At 32.9% G+C, this 18,381-nt stretch carries 14 protein-coding genes, 1 tRNA gene and 1 rRNA gene; 13 read left to right on the top strand and 3 right to left on the bottom strand.

Annotated elements, in window-relative coordinates:
* Both rrf and IEW45_RS08275 read left to right on the top strand, forming a co-directional pair.
* Window positions 1-82: ribosomal RNA gene (gene rrf, locus IEW45_RS08280) — 5S ribosomal RNA — on the top strand; the annotation flags it as partial.
* A gap of 218 nt (window positions 83-300) precedes the next feature.
* Entirely contained in the window at window positions 301-3,570 is a 3,270-nt protein-coding gene (locus IEW45_RS08275) for a T9SS type B sorting domain-containing protein (RefSeq protein WP_188620756.1), read from the top strand.
* Window positions 3,571-3,672: 102 nt separating this feature from the next.
* Here IEW45_RS08275 and IEW45_RS08270 read toward each other — a convergent pair whose 3' ends face one another.
* Entirely contained in the window at window positions 3,673-4,011 is a 339-nt protein-coding gene (locus IEW45_RS08270) for a helix-turn-helix domain-containing protein (RefSeq protein WP_188620755.1), read from the bottom strand.
* Window positions 4,012-4,324: 313 nt separating this feature from the next.
* Between IEW45_RS08270 and IEW45_RS08265 the strand changes: the two genes are divergently transcribed.
* Window positions 4,325-4,705, top strand: coding sequence for a hypothetical protein (locus IEW45_RS08265; protein ID WP_188620754.1), 381 nt, complete (start codon window positions 4,325-4,327; stop codon window positions 4,703-4,705).
* A gap of 24 nt (window positions 4,706-4,729) precedes the next feature.
* Here IEW45_RS08265 and IEW45_RS08260 read toward each other — a convergent pair whose 3' ends face one another.
* The gene (locus tag IEW45_RS08260) at window positions 4,730-5,872 is read right to left on the bottom strand and encodes an acyl-CoA dehydrogenase (protein WP_188620753.1); all 1,143 of its coding nucleotides are present in this window, start codon (window positions 5,870-5,872) and stop codon (window positions 4,730-4,732) included.
* Window positions 5,873-5,959: 87 nt separating this feature from the next.
* On the opposite strand from IEW45_RS08260, the gene IEW45_RS08255 reads away from it, so the two are divergent.
* The gene (locus tag IEW45_RS08255; protein ID WP_188620752.1) at window positions 5,960-7,033 is read left to right on the top strand and encodes an anhydro-N-acetylmuramic acid kinase; all 1,074 of its coding nucleotides are present in this window, start codon (window positions 5,960-5,962) and stop codon (window positions 7,031-7,033) included.
* On the opposite strand, the gene IEW45_RS08250 is transcribed toward IEW45_RS08255, so the two are convergent.
* On the bottom strand, window positions 7,030-7,710 hold the full coding sequence (locus IEW45_RS08250; protein WP_188620751.1) for a response regulator: 681 nt from the start codon (window positions 7,708-7,710) through the stop codon (window positions 7,030-7,032). The two genes, IEW45_RS08255 and IEW45_RS08250, sit on opposite strands and share 4 nt — an antisense overlap.
* A 106-nt stretch (window positions 7,711-7,816) precedes the next feature.
* On the opposite strand from IEW45_RS08250, the gene IEW45_RS08245 reads away from it, so the two are divergent.
* The 9 genes from IEW45_RS08245 (at window position 7,817) to IEW45_RS08205 (ending at window position 18,379) form a co-directional block, all read left to right on the top strand.
* Window positions 7,817-8,542 (top strand): LytR/AlgR family response regulator transcription factor, encoded by a 726-nt coding sequence (locus IEW45_RS08245; RefSeq protein ID WP_188620750.1) that lies wholly within the window; start codon window positions 7,817-7,819, stop codon window positions 8,540-8,542.
* Window positions 8,543-8,723: 181 nt separating this feature from the next.
* The gene (locus tag IEW45_RS08240; RefSeq protein WP_188620749.1) at window positions 8,724-8,927 is read left to right on the top strand and encodes a hypothetical protein; all 204 of its coding nucleotides are present in this window, start codon (window positions 8,724-8,726) and stop codon (window positions 8,925-8,927) included.
* A 67-nt stretch (window positions 8,928-8,994) separates the two neighbouring features.
* Window positions 8,995-11,025 (top strand): tetratricopeptide repeat-containing sensor histidine kinase, encoded by a 2,031-nt coding sequence (locus tag IEW45_RS08235; protein WP_188620748.1) that lies wholly within the window; start codon window positions 8,995-8,997, stop codon window positions 11,023-11,025.
* Window positions 11,026-11,300: 275 nt separating this feature from the next.
* A complete protein-coding gene (locus IEW45_RS08230) occupies window positions 11,301-12,527 on the top strand; it encodes a Glu/Leu/Phe/Val dehydrogenase dimerization domain-containing protein (protein WP_188620747.1) in 1,227 nt (408 codons plus the stop codon).
* 72 nt (window positions 12,528-12,599) lie between these two features.
* Window positions 12,600-13,814: a bifunctional folylpolyglutamate synthase/dihydrofolate synthase gene (locus tag IEW45_RS08225; protein WP_188620746.1), complete on the top strand. Its 1,215-nt coding sequence runs from the start codon at window positions 12,600-12,602 to the stop codon at window positions 13,812-13,814.
* Between the two features lie 94 nt (window positions 13,815-13,908).
* A tRNA-Val gene (locus tag IEW45_RS08220) sits at window positions 13,909-13,983 on the top strand.
* An 837-nt stretch (window positions 13,984-14,820) separates the two neighbouring features.
* Window positions 14,821-15,591 carry a response regulator transcription factor gene (locus IEW45_RS08215; protein WP_188620745.1) on the top strand — a complete coding sequence of 257 codons (771 nt, stop codon included), beginning with the start codon at window positions 14,821-14,823 and terminating at the stop codon, window positions 15,589-15,591.
* 183 nt (window positions 15,592-15,774) lie between these two features.
* Window positions 15,775-15,984, top strand: a complete 210-nt coding sequence (locus IEW45_RS08210) for an Fjoh_0651 family PID-CTERM protein (RefSeq protein WP_188620744.1) — start codon at window positions 15,775-15,777, stop codon at window positions 15,982-15,984.
* Between the two features lie 10 nt (window positions 15,985-15,994).
* The gene (locus tag IEW45_RS08205) at window positions 15,995-18,379 is read left to right on the top strand and encodes a RemA C-terminal-like gliding motility protein (protein ID WP_188620743.1); all 2,385 of its coding nucleotides are present in this window, start codon (window positions 15,995-15,997) and stop codon (window positions 18,377-18,379) included.
* Window positions 18,380-18,381 lie beyond the last annotated feature (2 nt).

Genomic DNA, 18,381 nt, shown 5'->3' with positions numbered 1-18,381 from the left:
CTCTTCCCATTCCGAACAGAGAAGTTAAGCCCGCTTGCGCAGATGGTACTGCTTATTGTGGGAGAGTATGTCATCGCCTTTCTTTTAAAACCCCTTACTATACAATTTAGTAAGGGGTTTTTGTTTTTTATAATGGTTTTTGATATTAAGGTCTATATCTTTTTTCTATTTTTGTTTTAACTGGCACTGTGTTTGTTTTATGATTATCAGAATTCATTTCTTAATATTAATAGATTGCTATATCTATATAAGTTTCTTTTTTATTTTTTTGATGTTTTGTAGATTTATGAAAGGGATGATATGAAAAAGATTTTATTTACATTACTTTTTATTACGTTAGGACTTTCATCTTTTGCTCAACTACCGGACTTTAGTCTTGATATTGTGGCAACTGATGAAACTTGTGATGATAATGGGGCATTGACTTTTAATATTACAAATGCTTCTCCTGAAGCTGATTTTTTATTCACTATATTTTTATTGCCTGATTTAAATAATCCTATAGCAGTTACCACTGAAAATACTATTTCTAATTTAGATTCCGGTACTTATAATGTTATTGCTGTACAGACTTTAGGCTCAGAGTCTAACACACAACAAGAATCTGCTGTTATTGAAAATCTTATTGAAGATCTAACATATACTATTGATTTTGTTAATCAGAACTGTTCTGAAGGTGGACAGATAATAATTAATACAGTAACTGGTACGGCAGCGGAATATGAAATTATTTCGGGACCTGAAGTTAGACCTTTGCAAGAATCTAATATTTTTGAGGGCTTAGCTGCTGGAACGTATAATATTCGTGTATTTGATGTTTGTGGTCAGGGTGTTGTTACTACTTACACACTTGTTTCAGATACTGTATTACCTATAGTTTCAGATCCGGAATATGATACAGTTTTGGACACGGATTGCAATCCTGATGCTATAACTATAGTTAACTCTATTACTTACCCTGAGGGCGCAGCTATTAGTTATCCTTTAACCGTAACTTATACTATATATCCGCCAAATGAAGATCCTGAGATTATTGAAATCCTTGTTTATGAAGAGGGTGTTTCTAACTATTTAGAGTTAGAGTATGAACTCCCTTTATTTAATTCTTCTGAGCAATTTACTTATGATATAGAAATAACAAATGGCTGTGGTATATCATATGGTAATTCCGGAATGGTTATAAATTCTCGGCCTTATTTGGATTATGATTTAATACCTACAGAATGCGGAGGGTATTATTTATCTTTAACACCTTTAAATATTATTCCTCCTTATACCTTACAATTTAATGATTCTCCTGATTCTTTCGATCCTGTGCTTTTTAATTCTATGCATCCGGGACCATTTGGGGGTAATGATATAGTTATTACATATGGAGGAGATACACAATCAATTCCGCAAGGAGAATATAGTATTACATTGACTGATGCATGTGGTAGAAATAGACAGGTAGATTTTGAACTTTTTGTAGAAGTACCGCAGCCCACTATTGTAGGGCGTAATAATGGGTGTTTTTCAGAGTTTGGACGTATTGTAGCTTATATTTCTGAGAGAAATATAGTTTCAGTAGAGATTATAGAAGCAAATGATGATTATTTAGAAACTCATGAAGGGGCTTTGCCTCATGATGTTAGTTCTTCAATAACTAGTAATGGAAGGGTTGTAATAAATAACTTAGAGGTAGGAGATTATGTTATTAGGATTATAGATGAATGTGGAAGTACTTATGAATTACCTGTAACTGTTCCTCCTTTTGTTGAAAGAGATTTTGAGGCTAAAACTCTTGTTGATTGTAACGAAGGATTTGGTTCACTTCAGGTAATTAGCAGAAACGGAGGTTTAGTAACAGTTAATTTAGTAAATGCTCCTAATGCTTATGAAGGTAATATTCCTGAAGATTTATCAGGAAGTATAAATAGTGAAGGGCAACTTTTTCTTGAGAATTTACCTGAAGGAGAATATACTTTTCAAGGAGTTGATGCTTGTGGAATAGAACGAACAGTTTCTGCCACAGTAATTGGATATCAACCTTCGGATAATCCGTTTACTTTTTTACCAAATTGCGGTTCGTTTGATATTGAAATGACTGATACGGATACAACTTCTGATAGTCCTACTTACTGGTTGCAGAAATTAAATATGGAAACCGGAGAATGGATGCATCCTGAAACAGAAGTTGTATATCCTGAAGGGACTTTACCAGATGAGGAAAACTCTTTTAGTTTACCTAATAATGAAACTACCTTTAATTTGACCTTTTCGGGAGATTTTAGAATTATTAAAGTCTTTGAGAGTTATGGTTCAACAGATGAAAAACTTTGTATCGAGTTACTGGGAACTTTTAACTATTTAAGTAACCCACGTATTAATAGCTTATATATATTATCATGTTCTGAAAGCCCGGAGGATGTATATATTGATGCTGACGGAATACCGCCATTAACATATAGTATAGATAGAATGAATGGGCAGCCGTTTAATATTGATAATGGTAATAGTAATGTTTTTACTGGTTTGTCTCCGGCTTCCTATAGGTTTGTAGTGGAGGATGGCTGCGGAAATGTCTCTAAGCAAAATCGAAATATAAGTGTATTGCCTGATTTAGTTGTAGCAAATGAAACAAATGATTTAGTAGCTTGTGTAGAGGAAGGGGAAGAAATTTCGTATGACTTTAATCTTTTACAACAAAATGAAACTATTTTAGGAACGCAAAGTCCTTCCTTGTATACATTAACGTATCATCTAACACAATCGGATGCGGAAACAGGAGAAAATCCGTTACCAGATGTATATACAGTAACGCAAAATGAACAAACTATATATGCAAGACTGATTCATAATTATATTTCTATTTGTTATGATATGGTTCAGTTTCAATTGATTTTAGATGAGAACCCTGTATTGGATATTGAAGAATATTATTATTTATGTGAAGATAGTTATGTAACTCTAACAGCCGGTAACGGATATGATAGTTATGAATGGTCTACAGGAGAAGAAACATCTTCTATTACAGTAGAAGAACCGGGTAATTATTCAGTTATTGTAACACAGGATATGTGTACCAGTGAAGCAGATATAATAGTGGAGTTTTCTGAACCTGCAGAGATAATTACTATCGATATTGAGGACTGGACTGTAGATGAAAATAGTATCTCTGTTTTTGTATCAGGTATAGGTAATTATGAGTATTCTTTAGATGGGTTAAGTTATCAGGATGAAAATGTTTTTACTAATCTTAAATCCGGGATATATACAGTATATATAAGAGATATAAATGGCTGTGGTATTATTAAGCAGGATGTAGCACTCCTTAATTACCCTAAGTTTTTTACCCCCAATGGAGATGGAATTAATGAAACCTGGAGAATACCGTTTTCTTGGTTTGAAGAAAACCTTACTGTAGTAATATTTGACAGGTATGGAAAAGTCATTACTGGCTTTGATGCTAACAGCCCCGGTTGGGATGGAAAGTATAATGGGGAGAAATTGCCAAGTACTGATTATTGGTTTTTAGTTACCAGAGAAGACGGACGTATACACAGGGGGCATTTTGCTATGATTAGATAAAACATACACAATATAAAAAATAAAAAGCCGGATATACTTAAAAGTTATATCCGGCTTTTTTACTATATAACAGTGTCAAGATATTATATTGAGTAATATTTATTAGCTTTTTACTATTACCCGAAGAAAGTCTATTTCCTCTTTAAGATGTTGTATTTCAGATCTAAGACTTTCTATAAGTATATCGTATACTTCTTTATTACTATTACTAATAGTTGATGAAGTAGTACTGTCACTATTTTCGGTCTCATTAAATATATAAGAAATATTAGTATCTAGTATTCTTACAATTTTTAAGAGTTTTACTACATTTAATCTTCTGTCATCTTTTTCCAGCCTACCGTAATTACTTTGCGTAACGTCCAGCTGCGCTGCCATAGCTTCCTGAGTTATCCCTTTTTCTTCTCTCAGTCGCTTTATTTTTTGCCCTATAACATTCATATTATAACTAGTTTAGATGTGTTGTGTGAATTAAAAATAATTGATAATTAATTAGTTAATTAACTTAATAATTTTAATTTTGAATATTTAAATTATAAATCACCGTTTTTTAAATACTATTTTAAGTACTCTTTTATGCAGCTTATGCTAAATAACTAATATAAAAGTATTGAAGTAGATTAGAGGGCAAAAAATAATATCATTTTTTTCGATATATAGTACTCTTTTTTCGATAAAAGACAAATAAATTATGATTAGATAATCATTTTATGATTTTATTTAAGAATGTAAAAACCAATTAAAAAATACGATAATGAATGTATGGGTATATGATAATCAATTAGGTTATTACAATGCATTAAAAACAAAAGAAAGAGAGAACTTATGTTTTATGCATGTAAGTATGAATCAGGAAGAAAAAAAGAGAAGTATAAAAGAAGATGACTTTCTTGTATTTTTCCTATCTGATGATATTGAATTAATGGATTTTATAAAGCTGTGTAAAACTAATGTAACCTCGGTGTTTTGCTCTCCTTATAAAACGGAAGTACAGGAAAAGGTAGAGAGTCCTCACATCTATTATATAGACATTAATTTAAATATGGATGCTTTAATGGAAGCTATTTTATCAGTTTTGGAAAAAGAACAAAATTATAATCAAAAAAAGCCGACTATAAAGCCGGCTCTTATATAATTATAATTAAGTTTTCTTTTAAACTTATTCAGCTAGTATAGATCTTGAAATAACAATTTTTTGTATTTCAGAAGTGCCCTCATATATTTGGGTAATTTTAGCATCACGCATTAATCTTTCTACGTGGTACTCTTTTACATATCCGTTACCACCATGTACTTGTACAGCCTCAACAGTTACATCCATAGCTGTTTGAGAAGCGTGTAATTTAGCCATAGCACCACTCAGGTCATAGTTGTGTCCGTTATCTTTATCCCATGCAGCTTTAAGGCAAAGGTGGCGTGCAGCTTCAATTTGTACAGCCATATCAGCCAGTTTAAATGCTATAGCCTGGTGGTTGCATATTTCTGTACCAAATGCTTTACGCTCTTTAGAGTATTTTTTGGCAAGCTCATAAGCACCTGAAGCAATACCTAATGCCTGAGAAGCAATACCTATTCTACCTCCCGAAAGAGTTTTCATAGCAAATTTAAATCCGAAACCATCTTCACCAATGCGGTTTTCTTTAGGAACTTTAACATCAGTAAACATTAAAGAGTGCGTGTCAGACCCTCTAATACCTAATTTTTGTTCTTTAGCCCCTATTTCAAAACCAGGCATGCCTTTTTCCACAATCAGAGCATTAATACCTCTGTGTTTTTTATCAATATCAGTTTGTGCTATTACAAGGTATACATCAGCAGTACCACCATTTGTTATCCAGTTTTTAGTGCCGTTTAGTAAATAATGGTCTCCTTTATCAATAGCTGTAGTTTTTTGCGATGTAGCATCACTTCCTGCTTCCGGTTCAGATAAACAGAAAGCACCTATTATTTCTCCTGTAGCAAGACGTGTAAGATATTTTTGTTTTTGCTCTTCTGTACCGAAAGTTTGGAGCCCCCAGCATACAAGTGAATTGTTTACTGACATAACAACTGATGCTGACGCGTCAATTTTAGAAATTTCCTCCATAGCAAGGACATAAGAAATAGTATCCAGACCACTACCCCCGTATTTAGGGTCAACCATCATTCCAAGAAACCCTAGTTCTCCCATTTTCTTAATATGCTCCGTAGGGAAAATTTGTTTCTCATCCCTTTCAATTACACCGGGAAGTAATTCTGTCTGCGCAAAATCTCTCGCAGCCTTCTGTATCATCAGGTGTTCTTCAGTAAGTTTAAAATCCATAGGTTTTTAGATTTGTTTTTTGTTTTATTGTGCCCAAAAATAACTATTAATTGCCAATTTTTCAATAAGATTGGTTATTTTTAGCTGGTGGAAAGAAAAAACTATAACGTTTTAGGGATTATGTCCGGAACCTCGCTTGACGGGGTGGATATTGCTCATGTAATTTTAAATTATAATGAGGGTAAATGGCAATATGAAATAAATAAAGCAACAACAATATTTTATACTGATGAGTGGGTTGATAGATTAAAAAACGGTGTAAACCTCAATCAGGAAGAACTAATATTACTGGATGATGATTATACCATATTATTAAGTTCTCTTATTAAACAATTTATTACTGAAAATAAAATTGATAATCTGGATGCTGTATGTTCTCATGGGCATACTATTTTGCATCAGCCACAAAATAAACTTACCCTACAAATTGGTAACCAACCGAAATTAGCAAAGCTGACAGGGCAAAGAGTTGTATGCAACTTTAGAGTTCAGGATGTTGAAATGGGAGGGCAGGGAGCTCCGCTTGTTCCTATTGGCGATAGGTTATTATTTCAGGAGTATGATTTTTGTTTAAATCTGGGAGGATTCTCCAATATATCATTTGAAGAAGCAAGGCAGCGAATAGCTTATGATATATGCCCGGTAAATATAGTGTTGAATTATTATTCATCTCAGGTAGGGTTACCATATGATGAAGATGGAGCTATAGCCCGAAAAGGAAAGCTGATAGAAGAGATGCTGTTGCAGCTTAATGATTTAGATTTTTATAAACAGCAATATCCTAAATCATTAGGATTGGAGTATGTGCAGCGAGAAGTGTTTCCTGTAATAGACTCCTTTAATGCTCCAATAGCAGATAAGGTAAATACATTTACTATACATGCAGCAATGCAAATCGCTAATGAAATAAAAAATGTAAAGGAAAAAGGCTGCCTGTTAGTTACAGGCGGTGGTGCATACAATACCTTTTTGATAGAAAAGATAAAACAACTTTTGCCTGATACAGAAGTTATTATACCTGATGATAGAACAATACAATTTAAGGAAGCATTGGTTTTTGCACTGCTAGGGGTATTACGTATTGGGGGAGAAGTAAATGTACTGAGCAGTGTTACCGGTGGAAAACGTGACCATAGTGCCGGCTATATATATGAGCCTTAAATAATTCCCATTTTTTTAATAGCCTCTATAAGTTCATAATCATCGCCGCCCTTACCTTGTAGCAGCATATTTTTCATACGTGCTTTTCGCTTTTCAATAGCACTAAGCGATAGCGGTACATAGTTAGGTATATTTTTGGTTAAAATGCCTTCGCTTAGTCGCATTAAAATTTGTTTGTCGTAACTGTCAAGGTTATAGGTTTCAAAAACTTTATCTTTAAGAGATTTTACTATTTTATTACTTAAATAAGTATCATCATTCTCAAAAATAATTTTGAATGCATTTAAAAACTCATCAATATCAATATCGCTTTTACATAAAATTCCCTTAGGGTTAATTTCTTTAATTAAGCGGTCTACCAAAACAGCCTCACTATGCATAGTAAGGATTATTATAATGCAATCAGGTAGTATTTTTCTTAAAAGCATACCTAAATCAAACCCTGATGAAATATTTTTTTCAGGATAGGGTGGAAGGCTTAAATCAAGATAGGCAATATCAAAAGGTTTACCGTTTTCTGCAGAGTCGGTAATAAGGTTATAGGCTTCTTCGCAGTTTAAAGCCTTGGTAAAATTAAGGTGATAACCCTTAAACTCTTCGTCACTAAGTACATTAATGTACCCATTAACTGTCATAGGGTGGTCGTCGACAATTAATATGTTCAGATCTTTTTGCATAAAGTATTTGTTGTTTACAAATTTAACAAATTTTACGGTTTTACCGTAAAATTACCATTTTCAATCTAATTAACTTGCAAAAAATTTTCCCATATTTTTTTTTTGAATGCAGCATTCTTACCTTGTAATAGATGATAACGAAGCACATGCTAAGGAAATCTTGAAGATTTTCGAGGATTTTCCTGAATACTATTGTGCAGGGGTATCGGCTGATAAAGATGATGCAATAAATAAAATACTTGAGCTACAACCACAAATAGTTTTTCTGGAAGTAAATTCTAAAAAGCGGGGCAGTAACCTATCACTCTCTATAATAACAGAACTGTACCAGTATATAGATACCCTGCCTTATTTTATAACGCTTACTTCAACAAAAGATTATGCTTTTGAAGCAATAAAAGCCGGAGTTGCTGATTATCTTTTAAAGCCATTAAATAAAATGGAGCTAAGAAAGTCATTACTAAGGTTCAAAAAAACAAGTCCTGTTGCGGCAAATGATACAATTTGTATAAAATCATACGGAGATTATCAGTTTATTTCACTTCATGATATTGTATATCTTAAAGCTGATAATAATACTACAGATTTTTATCTTCAAAACGGGAAAAAGCTAACAGCTTATAAAACACTTAAACATTATGAGCTTAATTTGCCTTTGTTTTTTTACCGCATTCATAATAGCTATATCATAAATAGTAATTATGTTTCCAGGATTAATACAGGTAAATCGTTATGTTACTTAAACTACAACGAAGTATCTATCTCATTTTCTAAAACTTTTAAGGAAAATGTAGATACTATTTTAAGAAAAATAGCGCCTGAATATTTATAATCTGACTATTTACCATGTAAACCGGTCGAGTTACTCGTAAACTAAAGCGGACCACTAAACAAGGGCTAAAATATTCTTTTTCCAGCATTTACGATTCTATATTTGTATCAGAAATAATCACTGCAGGGGTTGTTTCCCAACAATAAAATAGATAAAGACACACCGTAAAAATTTGATTAAAATGAAAAAAAATATTCTAATACTAGGCTTAATATCATTACTTGGTTTTTCAACTGTATCTTGTTCAACAGATGACAGTGATATGGAAATGATGGAAGCACAAGCTGATGGACTTCAGTCAACTCCTGAGGGTAATACTGATTCTTCTACTTCCCCTGTAGATAATGGAGATAAAGAGTTACCAAAGCCACCTATGAAACCATAATTGCAGATTTAAATTAAAATATGTTATTTTTGAGGGCACTACTATATATAGTAGTGCCCTCAAAAATTTGAAGATACTTCATAAAATATTATCCATCTGTTTGCTCTTTGTTGTTTCCTGTACTTCAACAGAACAGAGAGAGTTGGCTAAAACAAAAGCAGGTCAGTATCTTGATAACTCTCAAAGCAATGCTTATAGTGAAACAGATAGAGAAAAATATATAGATTCCGCTTATTTTGAGTTAAACTCAAGTTTTCAAAATGATTCTATAACACGTTACTTATATAAGCGTACACTGGCAGCTTACTACAATGCCGGGGAATATGAAAAATCACTTAAAGTAGGTAAAGATGTACTTAATATGGCTGCAGAGGTAAAAGATACCTTAGAGATGGCCAATATAATGTACAGAATAGGTGATACATTTTATGCAAAATCTAAAATAGATACTGCCTTTTATTATTACGATCAGGCTCAAAAATTTTATGAAAAGATTAATGAACCCGGAGACTTGGGAGAGGTTATTCTGTATAAAGCCTATATCTATTATAATATAGGAGAATATGTGTTTGCGGAAGTAGAAGGTATTAAGGCTTTATCAAAGTTACAAAACAGCAATAAACCCACTCAGGTATATAATTGTTATAACCTCATAGCTTCAGCTTTAGATGGGCAAAATAGTAATACACAAGCTATTAATTATTACAGGAAAGCTTTAAATCAAGTTGATAAACTTAGGGAAGAAGGTTATGGAGAAGGTATGATTAGGTATAACAAGGCTGCCTGTTATAATAATATGGGTGGAGTTTATGTTAAAGAAGGGAAACATAAAGAAGCTATTTCTCTTTATAGGAAAGCTTTAAATTTTCCTAATATCAGAAAAGATTACCCTTCTTTATATGCTAAGCTTCTTAATAATATGGCATATGCTAAGTTTAAAGCAAACGATGAAAGAGAACTTCCGGAGCTGTTTTATGAGTCTTTGGAGATAAGGGACAGCTTAGAAAACCAGTCAGGAATAGTAGCCAGTAATATACATTTAGGTGAATATTTTGCCAGTAAGAAGGATACTGCAAAAGCAATTTCCTATTTAAAATCAGCCTACCGTACAGCAAAGAAAATAAGAAGCCATTATGATATATTAAATAGTTTAAAACTATTGTCGGAATTGGATAAAGAAAATGGGATTTATTTTTCTAACAGATATATTAAAGTAAATGATAGTTTACAAGATATTGCCAGAGCAAATAAAGAAAAATATGCAAGGATAGAATATGAAACAGACAGGCTTATTGACGAGAAAGAAGAATTAGTTAAAAAGAACAGTTTTATAATAGGAGTTTCGGCAGTAATACTGTTGTTTATAGCAGCCATATTTATAATTTATTATCTAAACTCCCGTAACAAAGAGCTTCTTCTAATTCAGGAGCAGCAGGCTGCAAATGAAGAGATTTATTTATTAATGCAGGAGCAGCAAGCTAAAATAGATACTGCCCGTAAAGATGAAAAAGACCGTATTGCTATGGAACTGCACGATGGAATATTAAATAATATTTATGCAGTAAGACTTAACTTGGAATTTTCTAATAAAAAAGTTGATGAAGAGTCTATAGCAAAAAGAAAAGAGTTTATTAAAGAACTGCAAACAGTAGAAACAGAAATAAGGGCAATATCTCATGACCTGAGCAGAAATGCTATGTTACAACAAGAAAAAAGCTTTGAATATGCGTTGGAGTATATGATAACATCTCAAAAGAATGATTATGATACTTTGTTTGAAGCAGAAATAGATAAAGGTATAGACTGGGAAAACCTGCCAAGTACGTGTAAGGTAAATATTTACAGAATTATTCAGGAAGCATTGCAAAATATTAATAAATACTCTAAAGCCAATTATGCAAAAGCTGATATTAAACAGGTAAATAATCATATGGAGGTTACGGTTACTGATGATGGAATAGGTTTTGATGCTAAAACTGTTAAGGGAGGAATAGGAATTAAAAATCTTAAAAAGCGTGCAGCCGCATTAAACGGTAGTATAGAAATAGATTCTGAACCGGGAGAAGGAACAACTATAAAAGTTACTTTTCCTATTTAATAATAGAGATAAATTTTAAAGATGGAAAAATTTGTAAATGATTTTAGTATAGGTTTATTTTTATGGCAATTAATGGTATTGTTAATGGCAGTAGGTTTTATAATTACTATGGTTTTTCTTATAAGAAGAATTTTTAGAGCAACAAGAAAAATGTAGTACTAAAAACAATTAAAACAGTATTCTTCATTACAATATAAAACACCATATAATCCTACAGCTTTTTGTGGGGGTAATTTTTATATCTTTGTCACGCACAATTAACAAAACAACAAAAAATGAAAGATTTACTTAGTAAATTCGAAAATAAACAACCTGAAATAGTATTTAACTGGAAAGATAGCGAAACAGAAGCCGAAGGATGGACGGTTATCAACTCACTTCGTGGCGGTGCTGCCGGTGGTGGTACACGCATGAGAAAAGGGCTTGATATGAACGAAGTGCTTTCTCTTGCTAAAACTATGGAAGTGAAATTTACAGTTTCAGGACCTGCAATTGGAGGAGCTAAGTCAGGAATTAATTTTGATCCGGCAGACCCTCGTAAAAAAGGCGTTTTGGAACGTTGGTACAAAGCAGTATCTCCACTATTAAAAAATTACTACGGTACAGGGGGAGACTTAAATGTAGACGAAATACACGAAGTAATCCCAATGACCGAAGATTGTGGTGTATGGCATCCGCAAGAAGGTGTATTTACTGGACACTTTAAGCCAACAGAAGCTGATAAAATTAACAGAATAGGTCAACTACGTCAGGGAGTAATAAAAGTGATAGAAAACCCTTCTTTCTCTCCTGATGTAAACAGAAAATATACAGTAGCCGATATGATTACCGGTTATGGAGTTGCTGAAGCAGTACGACATTTCTATGATATATATGGTGGTAATGTTGAAGGTAAAAAAGCAATAGTACAAGGTTTTGGTAACGTAGGTTCGGCAGCAGCTTTCTATTTAGCAAAAATGGGTGCTAAAGTTGTAGGTATTATAGACAGAGATGGTGGTGTTTTAAACAAAGACGGTTTTAGCTTTGAAGAAATTAAAAACCTTTTCCTTAATAAAAATGGTAACCAACTGGTAGCAGATAATATGGTTCCGTTTGAAACTATTAACGAGGAAATATGGAAAATAGGAGCGGAAATATTTGCACCATGTGCAGCATCTCGTTTAGTAACTAAAGAGCAGGTTGAAAACCTAATTGATTCAGGTCTGGAAGTAATATCATGCGGTGCTAATGTTCCGTTTGCAGATAAAGAAATATTCTTTGGTCCTATTATGGAAGCTACAGACAGTAAAGTAAGTTTAATTCCTGACTTTATTTCAAACTGTGGTATGGCAAGAGTATTTGCATACTTTATGGAGAAAAAAGTAAGCATGACAGATGAAGCAGTATTCCAGGATACTTCAGATGTAATACAAAAAGCAATACAAAATGTACATGCACATAACGGAAGCAAAACAAACATAAGCAGTACAGCTTTCGAAATTGCATTAAAACAATTAGTGTAAGCATACATTAGCAGAAAAAACAATAAATTTAATGGCAGAATAATTTCTGCCATTTTTTTGTTATCATATTTTATGAATTATAAAGAAACTACCGAGTGGATGTTCAGCCGATTGCCAATGTATCAGCAACAGGGAGCATCTGCCTATAAAGTAGACCTTACTAATACCATACAGTTAACTAAACACCTAAATAACCCTGAACAAAAAATAAAAACAGTACACATTGCAGGTACTAACGGCAAAGGTTCAGTATCAAGCATGATAGCTTCTATATTACAGGAGGCAGGTTATAAAGTAGGTTTGTATACTTCCCCTCATTTGAAAGATTTTAGGGAGCGTATAAAAATAAACGGTAAGGATATATCTGAAGCATTTGTTTGTAACTTTATAGCAGAGAATAAGCCGTTTTTTGAAGCACAGCAACTTAGCTTTTTTGAAATGACCGTAGGCTTAGCGTTTGATTATTTTGCAAAAGAACAAGTTGATATTGCTGTTATAGAAACCGGTATGGGTGGCAGGTTAGATTCAACTAATATAATAACACCACTTGTTTCGGTTATTACTAATATAGGGCTGGATCACACTCAGTTTTTAGGCGATACTGAAGCCAAAATAGCTAAAGAAAAAGCCGGAATTATTAAAAAAGACATTACTGTAGTAATAGGAGAATATACCAGTCAAACAAAGCCTGTTTTTACTGACACAGCACAATCAGTGGGTGCCCCTGTTTATTTTGTGCAGGATAAAGACTGGCAAGTACCTCCGTCTGATTTGTTAGGAGAGTACCAGCAGCAAAATATAAAAACAGTACTACAAACGGTTGAATTACTAAAAAAACACTTTACAATTACTGATGGTATAGTAAAACAAGGTTTATTACATGTAAATAGTAATACAGGCTTCACAGGCAGGTGGTATAAAGTAAATAATAATCCCATAGCGATATGTGATACTGCCCATAATCCTCATGGGTTGAAATTAGTACTCAATCAGGTTTTAAAACAACCGTTTGAGACTTTGAGAATAGTTTTTGGCGTAGTGAATGATAAAAAACTCGATGAGGTTTTACCATTATTACCTAAAAATGCAAAATATTATTTTTGTAAGCCAGATGTTCCTCGCGGACTTGATGCAAAGGTGCTACAGGAGGAAGCAGCTAAGTTTAATATAGTAGGAGAGGTATTTAGTTCTGTATCAAAAGCCTACGAAGAGGCTTTGAAAGAAGCAGCTAAAAATGACTTTATTTATATAGGCGGAAGTACTTTTGTTGTGGCAGAAATTTTATAATTTTTTAAAATTATGTTTGCAAATAACAAAAACTAACCTATATTTGCACTCGCAATAACAAACAAGACAAGCCTTGAGAGTTAAAGCAACATAAGGGCGATTAGCTCAGTTGGTTCAGAGCATCTCGTTTACACCGAGAGGGTCGGGGGTTCGAATCCCTCATCGCCCACTTAAAAAATTCAAAGCCTGCAAGGAATTACCTTGCAGGCTTTTTCTTTGGTACAACATTCCCAATCAAATGATTTTTATAATATAGTCAATAATAAAGGTACTTTCAGGTTACCTTAATTCTTGTTTTCCCTAGTAATAATATTGATAAATATTTGAGTAATTATATTTTATTTTTTCTCTAACATAAGTTTCATTTTGATAAGCTTAAGCAGTATCAATATAGAAAAAAGGATAAGCATTTTCATCATTAAAACATATAGCCTAAAACCTAACTTTAATATTGTCTACTTGTTTTGCTAATTTAATAAGTGTTTAAAATGTATTAATAAGTTAGATGATTATTTGTTTTATGCTTTTTTTAGCTTTGTGTTATCTAATATACGAGGAAAATAAGGTTATATAGTCATTAAAAATAGAAATCTATAATAGATACGTAAATTTTAGATTATTGATAATCAAAATTATAATAATACAAAATATAGATATACTATAGACGTGTTACAGATATGCCGTATTTAAAAGCAAAACCTAAATAAAGGTTTTTAATTTGCGACTTAGAAACAACTACCCCTCTAAATAAAATAAATAATGTCTATTCTACTTAGTTTCCAAGTTTCAAATCAGTATATGTCTATCTGGTTAAAAATAAAACGGAGAATTAAATTGAACCGTGCCATAGTACTCACAAAAAAATTCTCAATAAAAAGTTTTTAGAAGCATTCATAAAATTGAATGCGAAGTCTCCGTAAATATATTTAATACTCTTCGGATACGCTTTTTCGTGTACTCCAATCACTTTAAATGTATCCAAACTACTTTCTAAAAAGCATAACTATTGAAAATTATAAAGGTACTTACAATTGAGGATAACTCAATAACAGCTAAATTACTTAGGGGAATTTTAGAAAAAGAAAACTACTTTGTTTTTGAGAACCTTTCTTCTGCAGAAGAAGCTATAGCTTTTCTTAAAGTTCATGAGCCAGAATTAGTAATTATAGACATAATGCTTAACGGAAAAGACGATGGTATTAAAATTGGTGAATACCTGTTGAAAAAAGATACCGTCCCATACATTTACGTTACATCATACAACCAAAAAGAAATTATGGCTAAGATAAAGCGCACACGCCCTCATGGCTTTATCGCTAAACCTTTTAAGCCTATAGATATTAAAACAACTGTTGATATAGTACTTAATAATTTTCAGTTTAAAAAAATTGATATTACCCGTTCAGACGATAATCAACAGCAGCTTACTACGAATGCACCTTTACGAATTAAAAAAGTTATTGCTTACATCGAAGAAAACTTAGAAGAAAAAATCGAAATCGAAAAATTGGCACGTATTACAGGATGGAACAAACACCATTTTATAAGAATGTTTAACAAATACATTGGTTTAACACCTTATAAATACATTGTAAAAAAACGCATTGATGTCGCAAAAACACTGTTGACTTCAACAGAACTTAATATTTCAAGTATTTCTATTGACCTGGGTTTTTCAAGTACCGCTAATTTTTGTACTTCATTCAAAGATAATACGGGAATCTCACCTATAAAATACAGAATAAAACAAAAAAACCTTAAGTCTTTAGGTTATTGATTATTGGATGTTATCTATCAGCACTAAACACGTAATTTAAATAATGGCTGTATTTTATGTAAATAATGTCACTTTTCTAAAATGCGGGTATATTTTAAGAAACCCATTTGCATACGGTTATGTTAGATTTACCCCAAAAATATAAACAATCTATTCTGTAAACTTAATTTAAAATTTAATGTGATGGGAAAAATATTTAAGCACCTTACTACTATGTGCATGTTTATAGCGCCTTTTATAGTATTCGCACAAGATGAAGAGGATCCGGATGGTCCACCTTTACCACCGGCTTCTATTGATAATTATATATATGGTTTAATCATCATAGCTATAACAATAGCCCTTTTTTACTATATGAAAAAAGGAATTCAATTTAAAACCAGCAACCAGTAAACTATTACTCATGGGGAAAAATTACATTATAAAAAAAATATTAAGTATTGCGTTTTTACTAATTGTCCTCTGTACAAATAATGTATTTGCGCAAATACATAATAATGGGTCTTTATATATTTCTGATAATGCGGAAATGTATATTGCATCAGGTAATATAAGCTTTGGCAGTAGCTCTGATATTACAACTTCCCGTACCGCTTCAACAAATGGAAAACTTTCTATTGGAGAAAATGTTGCCTTTGATAGTGCCTCGTTAACAAGCAATGTGGACGGTTATATTAAAATGTACGGAACTACCGATAAACTACTACCTACGGCACAACTTACTACTTATGCACCTGTTAAGGTAGCTCCCGGAACAGGAAGTAGTTTTGAAGTAGCATATTATGAAGCCAGCCCTGTTAGTGCTTTTGGTTCTGATGTGCAAAGCCCAATATTACAAGTCTCTGCTACACAGTACTGGGATATAAGTAGTAGTTCAGGCGATGCAGTAATAAGCGTAGGATGGAATAGCTCTAATAATGCTGAGTTAGTATCTACATTTGTGCTGTCTAGTGACTTGTCAGAACTAACAATAGTGGGATGGAATGGTTCGCAATGGATAGAAATACCATCTCAAGTAGATACTACGAATTTATTTTCAGGTACAGGAACTACACTCGTATCCGGCTCAATATCCACTAACGAAGCTGTTGATACCAGCACTTATAGATATTTTACTTTAGGTGTAAGAGATGATTGTGCACCAATAATTACAAGTTCAGGTAATACAAAAACATGGGACGGTAGTGCCTGGTCTCCTTCTGAGCCAACACTTGAAGATCCTGTAGTAATAAACGGACCTTTTTCAGGTACACTTCAATGTAACTCAATAGTATTAAATAACGATTTAACATTAGTAGATGATGATTATTTAGAAATTGTTCGTGGTGCAAGTGGTACAGGTACAGTTTATATGTCCAGTAATGCTGCCTTAGTGCAACGTGATGCATCAGCAGATGCACCTACAGTAGAAATTACAAAAACTACACGTACAATTAGAAAGGTAAATGATTACGTTTATTGGGGTACACCAATTGAAGGTGATTTTAAAACACAAATGAGTACAGCCTCTGCTCAGGGGTATGATACAGATGGAGCCTTTGATGCTTATTATAATTGGGTAGCCGGGTCATCCCCTTCAAATAGCGGTTTCGGTTGGCAGGTAATGTCATCTACAGAAACCGGTATAGGTTTTTTAAGTCGCGTAAAAGATCAAATCCCTTTCGTTACAGATGGCTCTTTTTCAGGAAAAATAGATGTTACACTTACAGGTGTTGCCAATAATGGAGATGTTACAGTTTCTGTTGCTCAAAACGGTGCATGTACTACTTGTGGTTCATCGTATAATTTACTTGCAAATCCTTACCCTTCAGCAATTAATGCTGCCTTATTTTTACGTACTAATACTAACTTAGATGGTGCAATATACATTTGGTCTAAATCTGAAACCGGAGAAAACACTCAGGCTGATTACGCTGTTTGGAATCTTGCAGGTAGTGTTAATACTTCGCCGGTTACATATTCTATTGATGGTAAGATACCAAGCGCACAAGGATTTATGGTAAGAGCATTAAATAATGGCGATGTTACTTTTACAAACTGTATGAGACTTGTTGAAGATAATAATAATTTTTTCAGAATGTCTAATGATTTACCTGATGTAGCAGACAAATACAAGCTTAATTTATATAATAATGAAGATGTATTTAGCCAAATATTGATAGCATACACCCCGGAGGCAACAATGGAATACGATCGTTTATTTGATGCAGGGAGAAACTCGGTAAGCAGTACACAATTTTATTCTGTATTTGAGGGTGACGGTCGCAAACTTGCCATAAATAGCCGTCCTGAATTTGAGATAACAGACCAAGTTCAACTGGGTATATCTAAAACAAATGCAGACCAAGCTAATTACACTATAGCACTTGATGAAAGAAATGGAATATTTGCAGGTGAAGAGGTAATAGTTTACCTATACGACCAGCAGGAGGAAGTATACCATAACCTTAATTTATCTCCATATAATTTTACTGTTTTTGGAAACCTTACCAACGACAGGTTTAAAATTGTTTATGAAAATCAGGCATTGCAAAATGATGATTTTATAAACCACAAAAATACTGCAGTAATTACAAATGGTACTTTAAAAGTAACTGCCAGCACTACAATACAAGATATAGAAGTTTATGACCTTACGGGAAGACTGATAGCAACATATTACAATGTTGGCAAAACAGAATTATCAGAAGCCTTTAATCATCAGGAAGCCGTGTATATTGCTAAAATAAAACTTTCTAATGGCATGGTAACAAGTGTAAAACTTGTAAACACAAAACAACAACAATAAAA

Origin of the sequence: Flavobacterium suaedae (assembly GCF_014642915.1) — a bacterium.
Classification (GTDB): Bacteria; Bacteroidota; Bacteroidia; order Flavobacteriales; family Flavobacteriaceae; genus Flavobacterium; species Flavobacterium suaedae.
Note: the sequence above shows the minus strand (reverse complement) of the source record. Positions and strands in the feature narration are given on the sequence as shown.